The sequence below is a fragment of the Pseudomonas sp. H3_E07 genome, from assembly GCF_054668895.1.
The window spans coordinates 1,315,037-1,331,879 of record NZ_CP162795.1; the positions used below are offsets into that span (position 1 = coordinate 1,315,037).

Annotated in this window: 14 protein-coding genes; all 14 read left to right on the forward strand. The window is 61.6% G+C overall.

Features of this window, described 5'->3' with window-relative positions; all coding sequences use genetic code 11:
• Positions 1 to 168 precede the first annotated feature (168 nt).
• Positions 169 to 2,550 (forward strand): TonB-dependent receptor, encoded by a 2,382-nt coding sequence (locus tag AB4O08_RS05995; protein WP_460114753.1) that lies wholly within the window; start codon positions 169 to 171, stop codon positions 2,548 to 2,550.
• Positions 2,551 to 2,553: 3 nt separating this feature from the next.
• Positions 2,554 to 3,234 (forward strand): Fe2+-dependent dioxygenase, encoded by a 681-nt coding sequence (locus AB4O08_RS06000; RefSeq protein ID WP_198581462.1) that lies wholly within the window; start codon positions 2,554 to 2,556, stop codon positions 3,232 to 3,234.
• Positions 3,235 to 3,262: 28 nt separating this feature from the next.
• Positions 3,263 to 4,378 (forward strand): ABC transporter substrate-binding protein, encoded by a 1,116-nt coding sequence (locus AB4O08_RS06005; RefSeq protein ID WP_198832074.1) that lies wholly within the window; start codon positions 3,263 to 3,265, stop codon positions 4,376 to 4,378.
• A gap of 94 nt (positions 4,379 to 4,472) precedes the next feature.
• Positions 4,473 to 5,531, forward strand: coding sequence for a FecCD family ABC transporter permease (locus AB4O08_RS06010; RefSeq protein ID WP_198832075.1), 1,059 nt, complete (start codon positions 4,473 to 4,475; stop codon positions 5,529 to 5,531).
• Positions 5,528 to 6,313: an ABC transporter ATP-binding protein gene (locus AB4O08_RS06015; RefSeq protein WP_256454760.1), complete on the forward strand. Its 786-nt coding sequence runs from the start codon at positions 5,528 to 5,530 to the stop codon at positions 6,311 to 6,313. Before AB4O08_RS06010 ends, AB4O08_RS06015 begins: the two co-directional genes overlap by 4 nt.
• Positions 6,314 to 6,418: 105 nt before the next feature.
• Positions 6,419 to 7,063: a glutathione binding-like protein gene (locus AB4O08_RS06020; protein WP_010212403.1), complete on the forward strand. Its 645-nt coding sequence runs from the start codon at positions 6,419 to 6,421 to the stop codon at positions 7,061 to 7,063.
• Positions 7,064 to 7,165: 102 nt separating this feature from the next.
• Positions 7,166 to 9,607, forward strand: a complete 2,442-nt coding sequence (locus tag AB4O08_RS06025; RefSeq protein ID WP_460114754.1) for a penicillin acylase family protein — start codon at positions 7,166 to 7,168, stop codon at positions 9,605 to 9,607.
• 122 nt (positions 9,608 to 9,729) lie between these two features.
• Positions 9,730 to 10,734, forward strand: coding sequence for a ligase-associated DNA damage response exonuclease (locus tag AB4O08_RS06030; protein ID WP_010212407.1), 1,005 nt, complete (start codon positions 9,730 to 9,732; stop codon positions 10,732 to 10,734).
• Positions 10,731 to 12,365: an ATP-dependent DNA ligase gene (locus AB4O08_RS06035; RefSeq protein ID WP_010212409.1), complete on the forward strand. Its 1,635-nt coding sequence runs from the start codon at positions 10,731 to 10,733 to the stop codon at positions 12,363 to 12,365. The genes AB4O08_RS06030 and AB4O08_RS06035 overlap by 4 nt, the downstream gene beginning before the upstream one ends.
• A 240-nt stretch (positions 12,366 to 12,605) precedes the next feature.
• On the forward strand, positions 12,606 to 13,385 hold the full coding sequence (locus tag AB4O08_RS06040; RefSeq protein ID WP_021492416.1) for a transporter substrate-binding domain-containing protein: 780 nt from the start codon (positions 12,606 to 12,608) through the stop codon (positions 13,383 to 13,385).
• 57 nt (positions 13,386 to 13,442) lie between these two features.
• Entirely contained in the window at positions 13,443 to 14,171 is a 729-nt protein-coding gene (locus tag AB4O08_RS06045) for an ABC transporter permease (RefSeq protein ID WP_010212412.1), read from the forward strand.
• Positions 14,168 to 14,878: an ABC transporter permease gene (locus tag AB4O08_RS06050; RefSeq protein ID WP_044286733.1), complete on the forward strand. Its 711-nt coding sequence runs from the start codon at positions 14,168 to 14,170 to the stop codon at positions 14,876 to 14,878. The genes AB4O08_RS06045 and AB4O08_RS06050 overlap by 4 nt, the downstream gene beginning before the upstream one ends.
• A 26-nt stretch (positions 14,879 to 14,904) precedes the next feature.
• The gene (locus AB4O08_RS06055) at positions 14,905 to 16,023 is read left to right on the forward strand and encodes a succinylglutamate desuccinylase/aspartoacylase family protein (RefSeq protein WP_021492417.1); all 1,119 of its coding nucleotides are present in this window, start codon (positions 14,905 to 14,907) and stop codon (positions 16,021 to 16,023) included.
• A gap of 13 nt (positions 16,024 to 16,036) precedes the next feature.
• Positions 16,037 to 16,801: an ABC transporter ATP-binding protein gene (locus AB4O08_RS06060; protein WP_010212416.1), complete on the forward strand. Its 765-nt coding sequence runs from the start codon at positions 16,037 to 16,039 to the stop codon at positions 16,799 to 16,801.
• Positions 16,802 to 16,843: the final 42 nt, after the last annotated feature.

Below are 16,843 nucleotides of genomic sequence, written 5' to 3' on the forward strand. Positions count from 1 at the left end.
AGCAAATAGCCGAAAGTTCAGCCAGCCGTGCAGGCAAATGTAATGGAATGTTGTAGGAAACCATAATCACGCATCAGCGATACAAACCCGGGGCATGGCAGGGGAAAACGCTCTTTAGACTACCGAACCTAAATGAGAGTAATTGTAATTTAGACTCGGAAGTTGCCCATGTCATCGTCCACACCTCGCAGCCACACGCTGCACATCACCCTGGCACCGATGTTCGGCCTACTGGCTGCCGGCGGCGTCGTCCCGGTCGCCTTGGCTGGCGCGCCAGCGGCCAAGTCCAACGATTCGGTGCTGAGCCTGCCGGAAATCAAGGTCGATGGTGAAGCCACTTCCACGTTCAAAGTAGACCGGGTGACCTCGGCAAAAATCAGCCAACCGCTGCTGGACGCCCCGCAAAGCGTGAACATCGTGCCGCAGCAGGTGCTCAAGGAGCAGAATGCGCAGACCTTGCAGGAAGTGTTGCGCAACGTGCCGGGGATTACCTTCATGTCCGGCGAAGGCAACCTGGGGTGGGGCGACCTGTTTTCGATTCGCGGGTTTTCTTCCGAACAAAGCCTGACCGTCGATGGCGTGCGCGATGCGGGCATGTCCACGCGCACCGACACCTTCAACCTGCAACAGGCGGAAGTGTTCAAGGGCACTGGCTCCATCGAATCCGGCGTGTCCGCCGTGGGGGGCAGCGTCAACCTGGTGAGTAAAGAAGCGCACCTGGGCGATGCCAACCGCGTCTCGGCCGGTATCGGCACCGATGCCTACCGCCGCCTCACCGCTGACCTGAATAAACAGATCAACGACACCACTGCCCTACGTATCAACCTGATGAAGCACTACAACCAAGTGGCCGAACGTGACGACGTGGACTACGACCGCTGGGGCATTTCCACCTCGTTCGGCTTTGGCTTGGGCACCGACACGCGCGTCTTTGTCGACACCTTCTACCAGAAAGACACCAATACGCCGGACGGCGGCGTGCCGATCCAGCGTGGGACGAATGGCGATCGCATGCCCGGCGTGAAGCGCTCCAACGGGTACGGCGACTCGAGCCTCTACACCCAAGAGAACAAAACCACTTCGCTCACGGCGCGCTTCGAGCATGACTTCGACTGGAATGACGCCAACCTGCGCAACCAGACGCGTTGGGAACGCAGCGACAATTTTGCCGTGCTCTCCCCGGCGCGCTTCTTCGCCGCCAACGCCAACGGCCAGAAGACCTGCACCGGCACCCGTTGTGCGACCTTGGGCTACACCGGTGTAGGACCGATCAGCCAAGTGCCGGGCAGCACGGTGAATGCCTACTCCGACTACGTGAACAACAGCAATACCGCCTACGGCATCCTGCGCGGCAGCGATTTCGGCTTGTCCAAGCGCTACACCATCCTCGACAACCAGACCGACTTCAATTTCAACCTCACCACCGGCAGCCTGCAACACGCCGTGGTCAGCGGCTTGGAGTTCTATCACGAGACTTACGGCGGCCTGAAACGCAGCGCCAAAGTGCCGGCCGGCGACATGTTGTTCGACATGAACGCCCCCAACCACAGCTTCGCCAGCACCTACGTGACCAAAGGCGAAGGCGACCCGCGCTCAGTGATCGACAACGCCGGGATCTACCTGGGCGACACCATCACCCTCAACGATCAGTGGCAAGTGCTCGGGTCGCTGCGCTACGACAACTGGCGTGCCCAGACCAGCCAACGCGGTCAAGCCAGCATCAGCAGCACCGACGGTGCCGTCAGCGGTCGGGTTGGCGCGGTGTTCAAGCCGTTGCCCAACGGCAGCCTCTATGTGTCCTACAGCGAAGCGGCGCAGCCGTCCGCGTTGGGTGCGTCGACCAATAACCAGATCTACGGCACGGCGAGCACCAGCCACTACAGCCCGGCCAAGTCCAAGACCTATGAATTGGGCACCAAGTGGGACATTGCCCACGATATGCTCAACGTCACAGCAGCGATCTTCCGCACCGAACTGGACAATGCCTGGGAATACCAGGACGGCGAATCCGCGCCGGTACGCGCCCTGCCCGCCAAACGGGTCGACGGCATCGAACTGGGCCTGCAGGGCAATATCACCCCGCGCTGGACCGCCTACAGTGGTTTCTCGGCACTCAAAAGCACGCAGACCAAAGGCATCAACAAGGGCGCCGAAGCCAAGAACGTGCCCGACCTGACCGCCAATCTGTGGACCACCTACGCCGTCACCGATGCCCTGAGCCTCAGCTACGGCGAGCAATACGTGGGCCGCCGCCGTTACACCGACAACAAATACGTCGGCGGCTTGAACAACAACAGCAGTTACGCCAACGGCCCGTCCGGCGTGTACGCGATCTACACCCGCGACCACGAAAAAGCCCCCGGCTACTGGCTGAGCAACCTGGCCGCGCAATACAAAGTGAACAAGGACACCACGGTCAACCTCAACCTCAACAACGTGTTCAACAAGTTCTACTACAGCCAGGTCGGCGCCTCCCTCGACGGCTTCCAGCTCTACGGCATCCCAGGTGCCGGGCGCACCCTCACCGCCAGCGTCGACTATGAGTTCTGAACCGTGCTGATCGAAATCCCGGCGCTGTTCAGTGCCAGCGAAGTCGACGCCACCGTGGCCACCTTGCTCGATCAGCCCTGGGTTGACGGCAAGGTGACCGCCGGACCGCGCTCGGCCATGGCGAAAAATAACCGGCAGTTGTCGGAGGATTCGCCAGTGGCCCATCGCATCGGTGAGCAGATTCTGGCGCGGCTGTCGGACAACGCGCTGTTTATGTCCGCCGCCTTGCCCAAGCGCATCTACCCGCCGCTGTTCAACCGCTACAGCGGTGGTGAAGGGTTCGAGTGGCATATCGACAACGCCATTCGCGGCATCAAGGGCGTGCGCGAGCGGGTGCGCACCGACATCTCCGCCACGCTGTTCCTGGCCGACCCGGCCAGCTACGACGGCGGTGAATTGGTGATCCGCGACACCTTCGGCGAACACGCTGTGAAGCTGCCCGCCGGCCACTTGCTGATCTACCCCGGCAGCAGCCTGCACAAGATCAATCCAGTGACGCGCGGTGAGCGCATCGCCAGTTTTTTCTGGATCGAAAGCCTGGTGCGCGAAGACAGCCAGCGCCAGTTGCTATTGGACATGGACGTGGCGATCCAGACCCTCACCGCCCAAGACGCCGATCACCACGCGCTGCTGCAACTGAGCGGCGCTTACCACAACCTGTTGCGGCGCTGGAGCGATGGCTGATGCGCCGCCTTCACCTGGAGTCCCTGCCATGTTGAAACCCCGTAATGTGGTCACGCTCGGCGTGCTGTTTGCCGCGCTGGCCCTGGGCCATGCTGAAACCGCTGCCGCCCATGAAGTCACCGATGTGCTGGGCCGCAAGGTCGAAGTGGCTGACAACGTAAAGCGCGTTGTCCTGGGTGAAGGCCGGCTGATTTCGGCGTTTGCGTTGCTGGACAAGGACGCGCCCTTCCAGCGCATCGTCGGCTGGCAGAACGATTTGCGCTTGCTCGACCAACACACCTACAACGCCTACGTGGCGAAATTTCCGACAGTGAAAGACATCCCGCTGATCGGGCAAGCGTCGGAACAAAGTGTCAGCGCCGAGGAAATCCTCTCGCTGAAACCTGACCTGGCAGTGTTCAGCATTTCCGGTCACGGCCCCACCGAACACAGTCCGGTCGCCGATGTGCTGGCCCAGGCGGGCATTCCGGTGGTGTTCGTCGACTTCCGCATCAACCCGGCGCAGGGTACTCACACCAGCATGACCGCGCTGGGCCAGGCATTGGGGCGTGAAGCCCAGGCCAAGGCGTTCCTGGATTTCTATGACCAGCACATCAAGGTGATCACCGATGCGATCGCCACCTTGCCGGCGGGGCCGCGCCCGAGTGTGTTCCTCGAACTGCTGGCCGGCGTTTGGCAAGCGCCGGGGCATACCACCGGCAAGAGTGGCATGGGCGAACTGATCGCACTGGTCGGCGGGCGCAATATCGCCGCTGGCGTGGTGCCGGGTGCGTTGGGCGATATCAGCGTCGAGTACGCGCTCAAGGCCGACCCGGATGTGTATATAGCCACCGGCAACCGCAAGCCCGGCTTGATCTTGGGCGCGGGTGTCGGCGCAGATGAAGCCCACGAGGCGCTGGACCGGGTATTGGCGCGTCCCGAATTCGCCAATCTTCGTGCAATCCGTGAGGGCAATGCCCACGGCCTGTGGCATGACTTCTACAACTCGCCGTACAACCTGCTGGCGATTGAATCGTTGGCCAAATGGGTGCACCCGGAGCTGTTCGCCCAGCTGGATCCGCAGACGACCATGGACCAGATCAACGCGCAATTCCTGGGGATGCCGTTGCAGGGTGCCTATTGGATCGACAGCAAGCCCAAGTAACGTTGATCGCCCTATTGGAATGCAGTCAGTGTGGGAGCAGGCTTGCCAGCTCCCACATTTGGATCCTCTTCGCTTTCAAGATTGTGTGAGCTCAATGACCACTCGAACCCTCGACCTCGCCAGCGCCACCCATGGCTATCGCCGTCTGCTGGCGCGGCGCGCCTGGCTGCTTGGCCTGCTCGGTACGGCGCTGGTGAGCGCCATCCTCGTGGACCTTGCCAGCGGCCCCTCGGGCATGGGCCTGCTGGCCTTGCTGGACGGAATCCTGCACCCGTCCCACCTCAGCGTCACCGACCAGGTGATCATCTGGAACGTGCGCCTGCCCTATGCACTCATGGCAGTGCTGGTGGGCTGCGCGCTGTCGCTGGCCGGGGCCGAAATGCAGGCGATCCTGAACAACCCGCTGGCCAGCCCGTTCACCTTGGGCGTGTCGTCGGCGGCGGCCTTGGGCGCGTCCCTGGTGATTGTGTTTCCGGTGACGACACTGTGGGTCTCGGCCAATACGGCGATTTCCATCTCGGCATTTATCTTCGCGGCGGCGTCGGTATTTTTGCTGCAAGCCATGTCGCGTTTGCGCGGCGCCGGGGTGGAAAGCCTGGTGCTGTTCGGCATCGCCCTAGTGTTCAGTTGCAACGCGGTGGTGGCGCTGCTGCAACTGGTGGCCACCGAAGATGTGTTGCAACAGCTGGTGTTCTGGACGTTGGGCAGTGTGACCCGGGCCAACTGGGACAAGCTCGGCATCCTGGCGCTGGTGGTCGCGGTAGTGCTGCCGTTTTCCTTTGCCGCCGCACCGCGCCTGACCCTGTTGCGCATGGGCGAGGACCGTGCGCAAAGCTTTGGCGTGGACGTGAAGCGCCTGCGGTTTTTCTCACTGCTGCGCATCAGTCTGCTGTCGGCCACCGCCGTGGCCTTTGTAGGCACCATCGGTTTTATCGGCCTGGTGGGTCCGCATATCGCGCGGATTCTGGTGGGCGAAGATCAACGCTTCCTGCTACCGGCCAGCGCCTTGACCGGCGCGTTGCTGCTGGCGCTGTCGTCGATTGCCAGCAAGCTGATCATGCCCGGCGTGATCGTGCCGGTGGGCATCGTCACCGCGTTGGTGGGCGTGCCGATTTTCGTGGTGTTGGTGTTCAAGCGGGGGAGGCAGTTATGAGCCAAGGGTTGAGCGTACACAATGCCCAGGTAAGTTACGGGCGCCGCCAGATCGTGCACGACCTGAGCCTGCCCACCCTGCCCCACGGCAGCATCACCGCTCTGATCGGCCCCAACGGCGCGGGTAAATCCACCTTGCTACGTGCCGTGGCCGGGCTGGAAAAGATGCAAGGCGTTGTGCGATTGGGTGACCTCGACCTGTCGGCCATGTCCGTCGCCGAGCGCGCGCGGCGTGTGACCTACATGCCGCAAAACTTGCCACCGGGACTGAGCCTCAGCGTGATGGAAAGTGTGATCGCCGCCCTGCGCGTGGCGAATGTCGAGGGCATCCCGTTGTCCAGCGACGCCTGCCTGCGTGAAGCCTTCGACGCCTTGCAGCGCATTGGCATCGCGCATTTGGCCGATCAGTTGCTGAGCACCCTATCCGGCGGCCAACGCCAACTGGTCAGCCTCGCCCAACTCATCGCCCGTCGCCCTCAGGTGATGCTGCTGGACGAACCCACCAGCGCCCTCGACCTCAATTACCAACTGAAAGTCATGGATTGCGTGCGCGATTTGGTGCGCGAACACAACCTGATTGCCGTGGTGGTGCTGCACGACATCAACCTCGCCGCGCGCTTCGCCGACCATATTGCCGTGCTGCGCCAGGGACGTTTGTATGCCAGCGGTGCAGCGGACGACGTGCTCAACCCACTGCTGTTTGCCGAGGTGTATCGCGTGCGGGCACGCATCGAGCGCTGTTCGCAGCAGACGGTGCAGGTGTTGGTGGACGGCGCCTTTTAATTTGCTTCTATGGGTATGCGCAAATGTTTCATTGAAACTTCGCACACCCAACATTACCTATACCTACAGGCATTCGCTCAAGCATCACCACTTTTGGAGAGCTTCATGATCGACCTGTATTACTGGACTACCCCTAACGGTCACAAAGTATCGCTGTTCCTGGAAGAAGCCGGCCTGCCCTACAAGGTGCACCCGATCAACATCGGCCAGGGCGACCAGTTCAAGCCTGACTTCCTCAAGATCGCTCCCAACAACCGCATTCCGGCCATCGTCGATCAGAACCCGACCGACGGTGGCGCGCCGATTTCACTGTTTGAATCCGGCGCGATCCTGCTGTACCTCGCGGAAAAAACCGGCCAGTTCATTCCAAAAGACCTACGCGGTCGCCAGGAAACACTGCAGTGGTTGTTCTGGCAAATGGGCGGCCTGGGGCCGATGGCCGGTCAGAATCATCACTTCAGCCAGTTCGCACCGGAAAAAATTCCGTATGCGATCAAGCGTTATGTGGACGAGACCGCTCGCCTTTACGGTGTGCTGGATCGGCGTCTGGCAGACCGCGCGTTCGTGGCGGGTGAGGCCTACAGCATTGCTGACATGGCGATCTACCCGTGGATTGTTTCCCACAAGTGGCAGAGCCAACGCCTGGAAGATTTCCCACACCTGCACCGCTGGTTCAACAGGATCAAGGAGCGGCCGGCGACGGTCCGCGCGTATGAGCTGGTGCAGAAAGTGAACCCGCCCAAGTCTTGATACGCATTTCCTGAAAATAAGGCATAGCTCCTGCTTGCGTCGTTTCGCCGCGCTCACTAACGTAGCGCCTTTACTGACGCTACCCCCCGCAGGAGCTTTGCCATGGCCTCGCCAGCCCTCTCACATTTTCTTCCCCGGTTCGGCGTTGCCGCGGCAGTGGCCAGTGCGTTAAGCCTGGCCGGTTGCCAGCTCCAGAGCACCCAGGACACCCTGCCCCCGGTCGCCGGCGTGCAGCCGCTCAAAGGCCTGGCACAGAATGTTTCCGTGCGCCGCAATGCTCAAGGCATGCCGCTGATCGAAAGCAACACGTTCCATGACGCACTGTTCAGCCTCGGTTATGTGCACGCCAGTGATCGCATCACACAGATGGTCACCCTGCGCCTGTTGGCTCAGGGCCGCCTGGCGGAAATGTCCGGGCCCGAGGTGCTGGATGTCGATCGATTCATGCGCGCGGTCAACCTGAAGAAAAGCGCGGGCGAGCTGTATAACGCATCGAGCCCGCGCCTCAAGCGCTTCTTCGAAGTGTATGCCCGTGGCGTCAATGCCTACCTGTTCCGCTACCGCGACAAGCTACCGCCAGACCTGGCCCAGACCGGGTACAAGCCCGAGTACTGGAAGCCGGAAGATTCGGCGCTGCTGTTCTGCCTGCTGAATTTCAGCGAATCGGTCAACCTGCAGGAGGAAATCGCATCCTTGGTGCTGGCACAGAAGGTCGGCGTCGACAAACTCGCCTGGCTCACCCCAAGTGCGCCGGATGAAGCGATCCCGTTGGCCGAGGCCGAGAAACTCAAGGGCGTGAATTTCAGCCAGATTACCGGCCTCGCCGGCCTGGACGCGGTCGGCCAGCAACTGAGCAGCCTCAACTCGCTGGCAGTGACCACATCGAGCAACTGGGCCATTGGCCCGCAACGCAGCCGCAGCGGTAAAAGCCTGTTGGCAGGCGACCTCGCCGCCCAGCCGCAAGCACCGTCTCCGTGGAGCTACGTGCAGATCCGCGCGCCGAAGTACCAGGCCGTGGGCGCCTCGATTGCCGGCCTGCCGACACTGCTGTCCGGCTTCAACGGCAAAGTCGCGTGGAGCATGAGCACGGTCAAGGGCGACACTCAGGACCTGTTCCTGGAAAAGGTCAAACGCCAGGGCAGCGCGTTGTATTACGAGAACAACGGAAAATGGCTACCCGCTGGTGTGCGTAACGAAACCTTCTTCGTCAAAGGCCAACGCTCGATTCGTGAAGTGGTGTACGAAACCCGCCACGGCGCCCTGCTCAACAGCAGCCAGGCGCTGACCACCGGTTTGGGTCTGGCGCTGCAAACCGCCGAACTCAAGGATGACAAGAGCCTGGACGCGTTCTTCGACCTGTCCCGTGCACAAAACGCCGGCAAGGCCTCGGACGCGACGCGCGAGATTCGCGCCATTGCCCTGAACATGATCTTCGCCGACGCCAGCAACATTGGTTGGCAAGTCACCGGGCGCTTCCCCAACCGTCGCGAAGGCGAAGGCCTGCTGCCGTCGCCCGGCTGGGACACGCGGTTTGACTGGGATGGCTACGCCGACGCGATGCTGCACCCCTATGACCAGGACCCGGCCCAAGGCTGGATCGGCACCGCCAACCAACGCACCGCGCCGCGCGGTTATGGTATGCAGTTGTCCAACTCCTGGGATGCACCGGAGCGCAGTGAGCGCCTGGCGCAACTGGCCAATGCCGGCAAGCATGACAGCCGCAGCATGATCGCCATGCAGTACGACCAGACCACCACCTTCGCCGCCAAGCTCAAGACAATGTTCCAGGCGCAAGGCATGGCCCAGCCGCTGAAACAGGCGATCGACGCACTGCCGGCGCCCGAACAGACCAAGGCACGGGAAGCGCTGGGGCGTCTGATGGCCTTTGACGGTCGCCTGGCGTCCACCTCCGCCGACGCGGCGATTTATGAACTGTTCCTGCAAGAAAGCGCCAAGCAGATCTTCCTTGACGAACTCGGCCCGGAAAACAGCGCCAGCTGGAAGGCGTTTGTCAGCAATGCCAGCCTGTCCTACGCCGCCCAGGCCGACCACTTGCTGGGCCGCGAAGACAGCCCGTTCTGGGATGACGTGCGTACCCCGCAAAAAGAAGACAAACCGGCGATCCTCGCCCGCAGCCTGGCCGCCGCGATCAGCGCGGGGGATAGCCAGTTGGGCGCCGATCACAAGGCCTGGCAGTGGGGCAAACTGCACACCACCACCTGGAAAAACACCAACGGCCAGGCGATCCGCGGCCCGCTGGCCTCCGGTGGCGACCACAACACCCTGAACCCTGCGCCTTACAGCTGGGGCCAGGACTTCACCACCACCCAAGTGTCGGCCCTGCGCATGATCGTCGACTTCGGCCAAGTGGAACCGATGATGGGCCAGGGTGGCATCGGCCAGTCCGGCAACCCGGCCAGCCCGAACTATGCCAATGGCATCGACCCGTCGCTCAAGGCCCAATACCTGAGCTTCCCGATGCAGCCGCAGAACTTCGAGAAGGTGTATGGGAAAGCCAGGTTGACCCTGACGCCCGGTAAATAACCGGATCAACATGTGGGAGTGGCTTGCTGTGTTGAGCAAGCCCGATCACTGCAAATAGTTAATCGAACTTCTCCTCTGCCAACCGCCTCCTACCTGATAAGCCCATCGCCCCCGGCACGCCCATGGACCTTGTCATCGCCCGCCCCGAAGGCCTCTACTGCCCCGCCGGAGATTTCTACATTGACCCCTGGCGCCCGGTGGAACGCTCGGTCATCACCCACGCCCATGGCGACCATGCCCGCACCGGGAACCAGCACTACCTGGCCGCCGCCCCTGGCGAAGGCATCCTGCGTTCGCGGCTGGGACAGGACATCAACCTGCAGACCCTGGCCTACGGCGAACAATTGCTCCACCACGGCGTCACCCTGAGTTTTCACCCCGCCGGGCATGTATTGGGTTCGGCCCAGGTGCGCCTGGAATACAGGGGTGAAGTCTGGGTCGCGTCCGGCGACTACAAGGTCGAACCCGACGGCACCTGCGCGCCCTTCGAGCCGGTGCGCTGCCACACCTTTATCACCGAATCCACCTTTGGCCTGCCGATCTATCGCTGGCAGCCCCAGGCGCAGATTTTTGCCGGGATCAACGCCTGGTGGCAGGCGAATATCGCAGCCGGCAAAGCCAGCGTGTTGTTCTGTTACTCCTTCGGCAAGGCTCAGCGCATCCTGCATGGCATCGACGCCAGCATCGGCCCGATCCTCAGCCATGGCGCGGTCGAACCATTGAATCGGGTGTACCGCGAGGCCGGCATCTATATCCCTGAAACCCTATACGCCGGTGACTTCAAGAAAACCGACCCGCTGCTGCGCCAGGCCTTGATCATCGCGCCGCCTTCCGCCGGCGGCAGCAGTTGGATCAAGCGCTTCGGCGACTACAGCGACGCTTTCGCCAGCGGCTGGATGCGCCTGCGCGGCACCCGACGCAGGCGCGGCGTGGACCGGGGGTTTGTGCTATCGGACCACGCCGATTGGCCTGGCCTGCTGTGGGCCATCGAGCAAACCGGCGCCGAGCGGGTGATGGTCACTCACGGGTCTGTCGGCGTTCTGGTGCGCCATCTGCGGGAAAAAGGCCTGGATGCCCAGGGCTTCACGACTGAATACGGTGATGACGAAGAAGAGGCCAGCGCATGAAGGCCTTTGCCGAGTTGTACGCCAACCTAGACGCCACGACCTCCAGCAACGCCAAGCTTGCCGCGCTGCAAGCCTACTTCCAGGATGCCGCACCGGAGGATGCCGCCTGGGCGGTGTATTTCCTGTCCGGCGGGCGACCTCGGCAACTGGTGCCGACGCGCCTGTTGCGCGATATGGCCACCGAAGCGTCCGGCATCGAGCCGTGGTTGTTCGAAGAAAGCTACCAGTCGGTGGGCGACCTGGCGGAGACCATTTCCCTGCTGCTGCCGGAATCTACCTACACCTCGGAGGACGGCTTGGCAGTGTGGCTGGAGGAAAAACTCCTGCCCCTGCGTGGTCTGCCGCCATTGGAATTGGCCGAACGTCTACCGGCGTTATGGTCACAACTGGATCAGCCCAGCCTGATGGTGTGCATCAAGTTGATCACCGGCAGCTTTCGCGTTGGCGTGTCCAAACTGCTGGTCACCCGCGCACTCGCCGCGATGGCCGATCTGGACAGTAAGCGCGTGGCGCAACGGTTGGTGGGCTACACCGACTTATCCAACCGTCCTACGGCCCAAGGCTACCTCAAGTTGATCGCCGCCGAATCGCCCGACGAACATGCACAACGGGGCGGACAGCCTTATCCGTTTTTTCTCGCCCATGGTTTGTCACAACCGGTGGAGCAATTCCACGATTTGCTGGGCTCTCCCGCCGATTGGCAAGTGGAATGGAAGTGGGATGGCATCCGCGCGCAGCTGGTGAAACGCGAGGGCCGCCTGTGGATCTGGTCCCGTGGCGAAGAATTGGTAACCGAGCGTTTCCCAGAACTGCACAGCCTGGTGAGCGGCTTGCCCGATGGCACGGTGATCGACGGTGAAATCGTGGTATGGAAAGACACGGTGCAACCCTTCGCGCTGCTGCAACAGCGAATTGGCCGCAAGACCCTGAGCAAAAAAGTGCTGGAAGATGCTCCGGTTGCGGTACTGGCCTACGACCTGCTGGAACACCAGGGCGACGATTGGCGCAACCACACCCAGGCTGAGCGTCGCACGCAGCTTGAGCGGGTGATTGCCCAGTGCAATCAGCCCGTACTAGTGGCGTCTGCGCTGTTGACCGGCGCGACCTGGGAAGCGCTGGCCAAACAACGCGAAGCCTCCCGCAGCCTCGGCGTGGAAGGCATGATGCTCAAGGCGCGGGATGGCCTCTACGGCGTCGGCCGCACCAAGGACATGGGCGTGTGGTGGAAGTGGAAGGTCGACCCGTTCAGCGTCGACGCGGTGTTGATCTATGCCCAGCGCGGTCATGGTCGGCGCGCCAGCCTCTACAGCGACTACACCTTCGCCGTGTGGGACGGACCGCCCGGCAGCGAACGCACCCTGGTGCCGTTTGCCAAGGCCTACTCCGGCCTGACCGACGAAGAAATGCGCAAGGTTGACGCCATTGTGCGCAAGACCACGGTGGAAAAATTCGGCCCGGTCAGCAGCGTGACGCCGAGCATGGTGTTTGAACTGGGGTTCGAGGGCATTGCCCTGTCCAAGCGACACAAAAGTGGGATTGCGGTGCGGTTTCCGCGGATGTTGCGCTGGCGGCAGGACAAATCCGTGGAAGAGGCTGACAACCTTGCCACCCTGCAAAACCTTCTGACCTGATTGTTTGGCAACAAATACCAGCTCCCACATTCTTGAGGTGTGCCAGACCCAACTTGGTGCAGTGTTTTTTGTGCGCCCATTTTCGGGCATCTCCTACACTCACTTCTTCCTTGTCTCACCTTTTAAAACGCTCATTCGGAACTATGGTGCAGAAATTGCTACTTGTGATCCGTCTGACACCGTTCAGTAACAGTCCTAAACGCGCCACAAGCGCTTATCTTGGTTTCCAGGGATTACATAATGAAAAAAGCATTGCTGACCCTTTCTGCACTGGCCCTGTGCATGGCCGCCGGTTCCGCGCTGGCCAAGGAATACAAGGAATTGCGTTTTGGTGTCGATCCGTCCTACGCACCGTTCGAGTCCAAGGCCGCCGACGGCAGCCTGGTAGGCTTCGATATCGACCTGGGCAATGCGATCTGCGCCGAGCTGAAAGTGAAGTGCAAGTGGGTAGAAAGTGACTTCGACGGCATGATTCCAGGCCTGAAAGCCAACAAATTCGATGGCGTGATTTCGTCCATGACCGTGACCCCAGTGCGCGAGAAGGCCATCGACTTCTCCAGCGAACTGTTCTCCGGCCCTACTTCGTTGGTGTTCAAGAAAGGCGCAGGCTACTCGACGCCTGAGTCCCTCAAGGGCAAGTCTGTGGGCTACGAGCAAGGCACCATCCAGGAAGCCTATGCCAAGGCCGTACTGGATAAAGCCGGCGTGACCACCAAGGCCTACGCCAACCAGGACCAGGTGTATGCCGACCTGACCTCCGGCCGTCTCGACGCTTCTGTGCAGGACATGCTGCAAGCCGAGCTGGGCTTCCTGAAGTCGCCGGCCGGTGCCGGTTATGAAGTCAGCGCGGCGATTGACGACCCGCTGCTGCCGTCGAAAACCGCGATCGGTATCAAAAAAGGTAACACTGAACTGAAGGCGCTTTTGGATAAAGGTATCAAAGCGTTACACGATGATGGCACCTACGCCACCATTCAGAAGAAACACTTTGGCGATCTGAACCTGTACAGCGGCAAGTAATGCCTGGAGCGCCCCTCCCCTGGAGGGGCGCTTTTTTATCGCCATAGGTCCCGATTTATGTTCGAAGAACTGTTGCAAACCCTCGGCCTGAGCGCGCTCAGCCTGAAGGGTTTCGGCCCGCTGTTGCTGCAAGGCACCTGGATGACTATCAAGTTGTCGGTGCTGTCCCTGGCCGTCAGCGTGTTGCTGGGCCTGCTCGGCGCCAGCGCCAAACTGTCCAGCCTGCCCTTCCTGCGCATTCCCGCCCAGCTCTACACCACGCTGATCCGCGGTGTGCCCGACCTGGTGCTGATGCTGCTGATTTTCTACAGCCTGCAAACTTGGCTGACCGGCCTCACCGACTTCATGGAATGGGAATACATCGAGATCGACCCCTTCAGCGCCGGGGTGATCACGCTCGGGTTTATCTACGGTGCGTACTTCACCGAGACTTTCCGCGGCGCAATCCTCGCGGTGCCGCGTGGTCAGCTGGAAGCCGCCACGGCCTATGGGCTCAAGCGCGGCCAGCGGTTTCGCTACGTGACCTTCCCGCAGATGATGCGCTTTGCCCTGCCGGGTATCGGCAATAACTGGATGGTGATGCTCAAGGCCACGGCCCTGGTGTCGATCATCGGCCTGGCCGACCTGGTCAAGGCCGCCCAGGATGCCGGCAAGAGCACCTATCAGCTGTTTTACTTCCTGGTACTCGCGGCATTGATCTACCTGTTGATCACCAGCGCGTCCAACTTCGTCTTGCGCCGCCTTGAACGTCGCTACTCCGCTGGCGCCCGGGAGGCCGTGCGATGATCGAACTCTTGCAGGAATACTGGCGCCCCTTCCTTTATAGCGACGGCCAGCACATCACCGGCCTCGCCATGACCATGTGGTTGCTCACCACCGCCTTGGTCATTGGCTTCCTGGTGTCGATCCCGTTGTCCATCGCCCGCGTGTCGCGCAAGCGCCTGGTGCGTTGGCCAGTGCAGTTCTACACCTACCTGTTCCGGGGCACGCCGCTCTACATCCAACTGCTGATCTGCTACACCGGCATCTACAGCATTGCCGCCGTGCGCGAACAGCCGTTGCTGGATGCGTTCTTCCGCGACGCGATGAACTGCACCATCCTGGCCTTCGCCCTCAACACCTGCGCCTACACCACGGAGATTTTCGCCGGGGCGATCCGCAGCATGGCCCATGGTGAGGTCGAAGCGGCCAAGGCCTACGGCTTGAGCGGGTGGAAGCTCTACGCCTACGTGATCATGCCGTCGGCGTTGCGTCGCTCGCTACCGTACTACAGTAATGAAGTGATCCTGATGCTGCACTCGACCACGGTGGCCTTCACCGCGACGATTCCAGACATCCTCAAAGTGGCGCGGGATGCCAACTCGGCCACCTTTATGACCTTTCAATCCTTCGGTATCGCTGCGCTGATCTACCTGACCGTGACCTTTGCCCTGGTCGGTCTGTTCCGGTTGGCGGAGCGTCGCTGGCTGGCCTTCCTCGGGCCGAGCCATTAAGCCGTTTTTTATGTTCAGGAGCTTTCATGCGACATCAAGTCCATGAACTGATCGCGCCGGTGCCAGGAACGGCGCGGCAGATTCACAGTTTTCACTTCGGCCCGGATCAGGCCGCGGGCAAAATCTACATTCAGTCGTCACTGCATGCCGACGAGCTGCCGGGCATGCTGGTGGCTTGGCACCTCAAGGTGCGACTGGCTGAACTGGCGGCGGCTGGTCGCCTGCGCAGCGAGATTGTGCTGGTGCCCATTGCCAACCCCGCGGGCCTGGAACAGGTGCTGATGGATATTCCCCTGGGCCGCTACGAGCTGGAAAGCGGGCAGAACTTCAATCGTCTGTTTGTCGACCTCAGTGAAGCGGTGGGTAATCAAGTCGAGGACCTGCTTGGGGACGATCCCCAGCACAACGTCGAGTTGATCCGCGCGGCACTGTCTACCGCCCTCGCCGCGCAAAGCGCTGAGACCCAATTGCACTCCCAGCGCCTGGTCTTGCAACGCCTGGCGTGCAATGCCGATATGGTGCTGGACCTGCATTGCGACTTCGAAGCCGTGGCGCACTTGTACACCACGCCCGAGGCCTGGCCGCAGGTGGAGCCGTTGGCGCGTTACATCGGTTCGCAGGCCAATCTGCTGGCGACCGACTCCGGCGGGCAGTCCTTCGATGAGTGTTTCACCCTGGTGTGGTGGCAGTTGCAGCAACGCTTCGGTGAGCGCTTCCCGATCCCCATGGGCAGTTTTTCGGTCACCGTCGAACTGCGTGGCCAAGGTGACGTCAACCACGGCCTGGCCGCCCTCGACTGCCAGGCGATCATCGATTACCTGATCCACTTCGGCGCCATCGCCGGTGACGTTGCACCGCTGCCCGACCTGCCTTACCCGGCCACACCGCTGGCGGGTGTTGAACCCGTGGCAACGCCTGTGGGCGGCCTGCTGGTATTTTGCGCCCTGCCGGGTGAATACCTGGAAGCCGGACAACTGATCGCTGAAATCATCGACCCCCTTTCCGACCGCGTAACGCCCGTGCATTGCCGCAATGCCGGCCTGCTCTACGCCCGTTCGCTGCGCCGCATGGCCACTGCCGGGATGGTAATCGCCCATGTCGCAGGCACCGAGGCCTACCGCAGCGGCTATCTACTTTCGCCTTGAGGATGCACGCCCCATGTACAAATTGACCGTTGAAGGCCTGCATAAAAGCTATGGCGACAATGAGGTGCTCAAAGGTGTTTCGCTCAAGGCCAAGACCGGTGACGTGATCAGCCTGATCGGCGCCAGCGGCTCGGGCAAGAGCACCTTTTTGCGCTGCATCAACTTCCTGGAAACCCCCAACGACGGCGCCATGACCCTCGACGGCCAGCCGATCCGCATGGTCAGCGACAGACACGGCATGCGCGTGGCTGATGACGCCGAATTACAGCGCCTGCGTACGCGCCTGGCCATGGTGTTCCAGCACTTCAACCTGTGGAGCCATATGAGCGTGCTGGAGAACATCACCATGGCCCCGCGCCGGGTGCTGGGGTGCAGCAAGAAGGACGCCGAAGACCGCGCCCGTCGTTACTTGGACAAGGTGGGCCTGCCCGCACGCGTGGCCGATCAATACCCGGCGTTCCTCTCCGGCGGCCAGCAACAGCGCGTCGCCATCGCCCGCGCCTTGGCCATGGAACCGGAAGTGATGCTGTTCGACGAGCCCACCTCTGCCCTCGACCCGGAGCTGGTGGGCGAAGTGTTGAAGGTGATCCAGGGGTTGGCCGAGGAAGGCCGCACCATGATCATGGTCACCCACGAAATGAGCTTTGCACGCAAAGTGTCCAGCCAGGTGTTGTTCCTGCACCAGGGGCTGGTGGAAGAGCAAGGTCCGCCGGAAGAGGTGCTGGGCAATCCGAAGAGCGAGCGCTTGCAGCAGTTCTTGAGTGGCAATTTGAAGTAAACCTTTGGTCGCTCTGGAGGGTCTGTGGAATAGGCCTTCCAG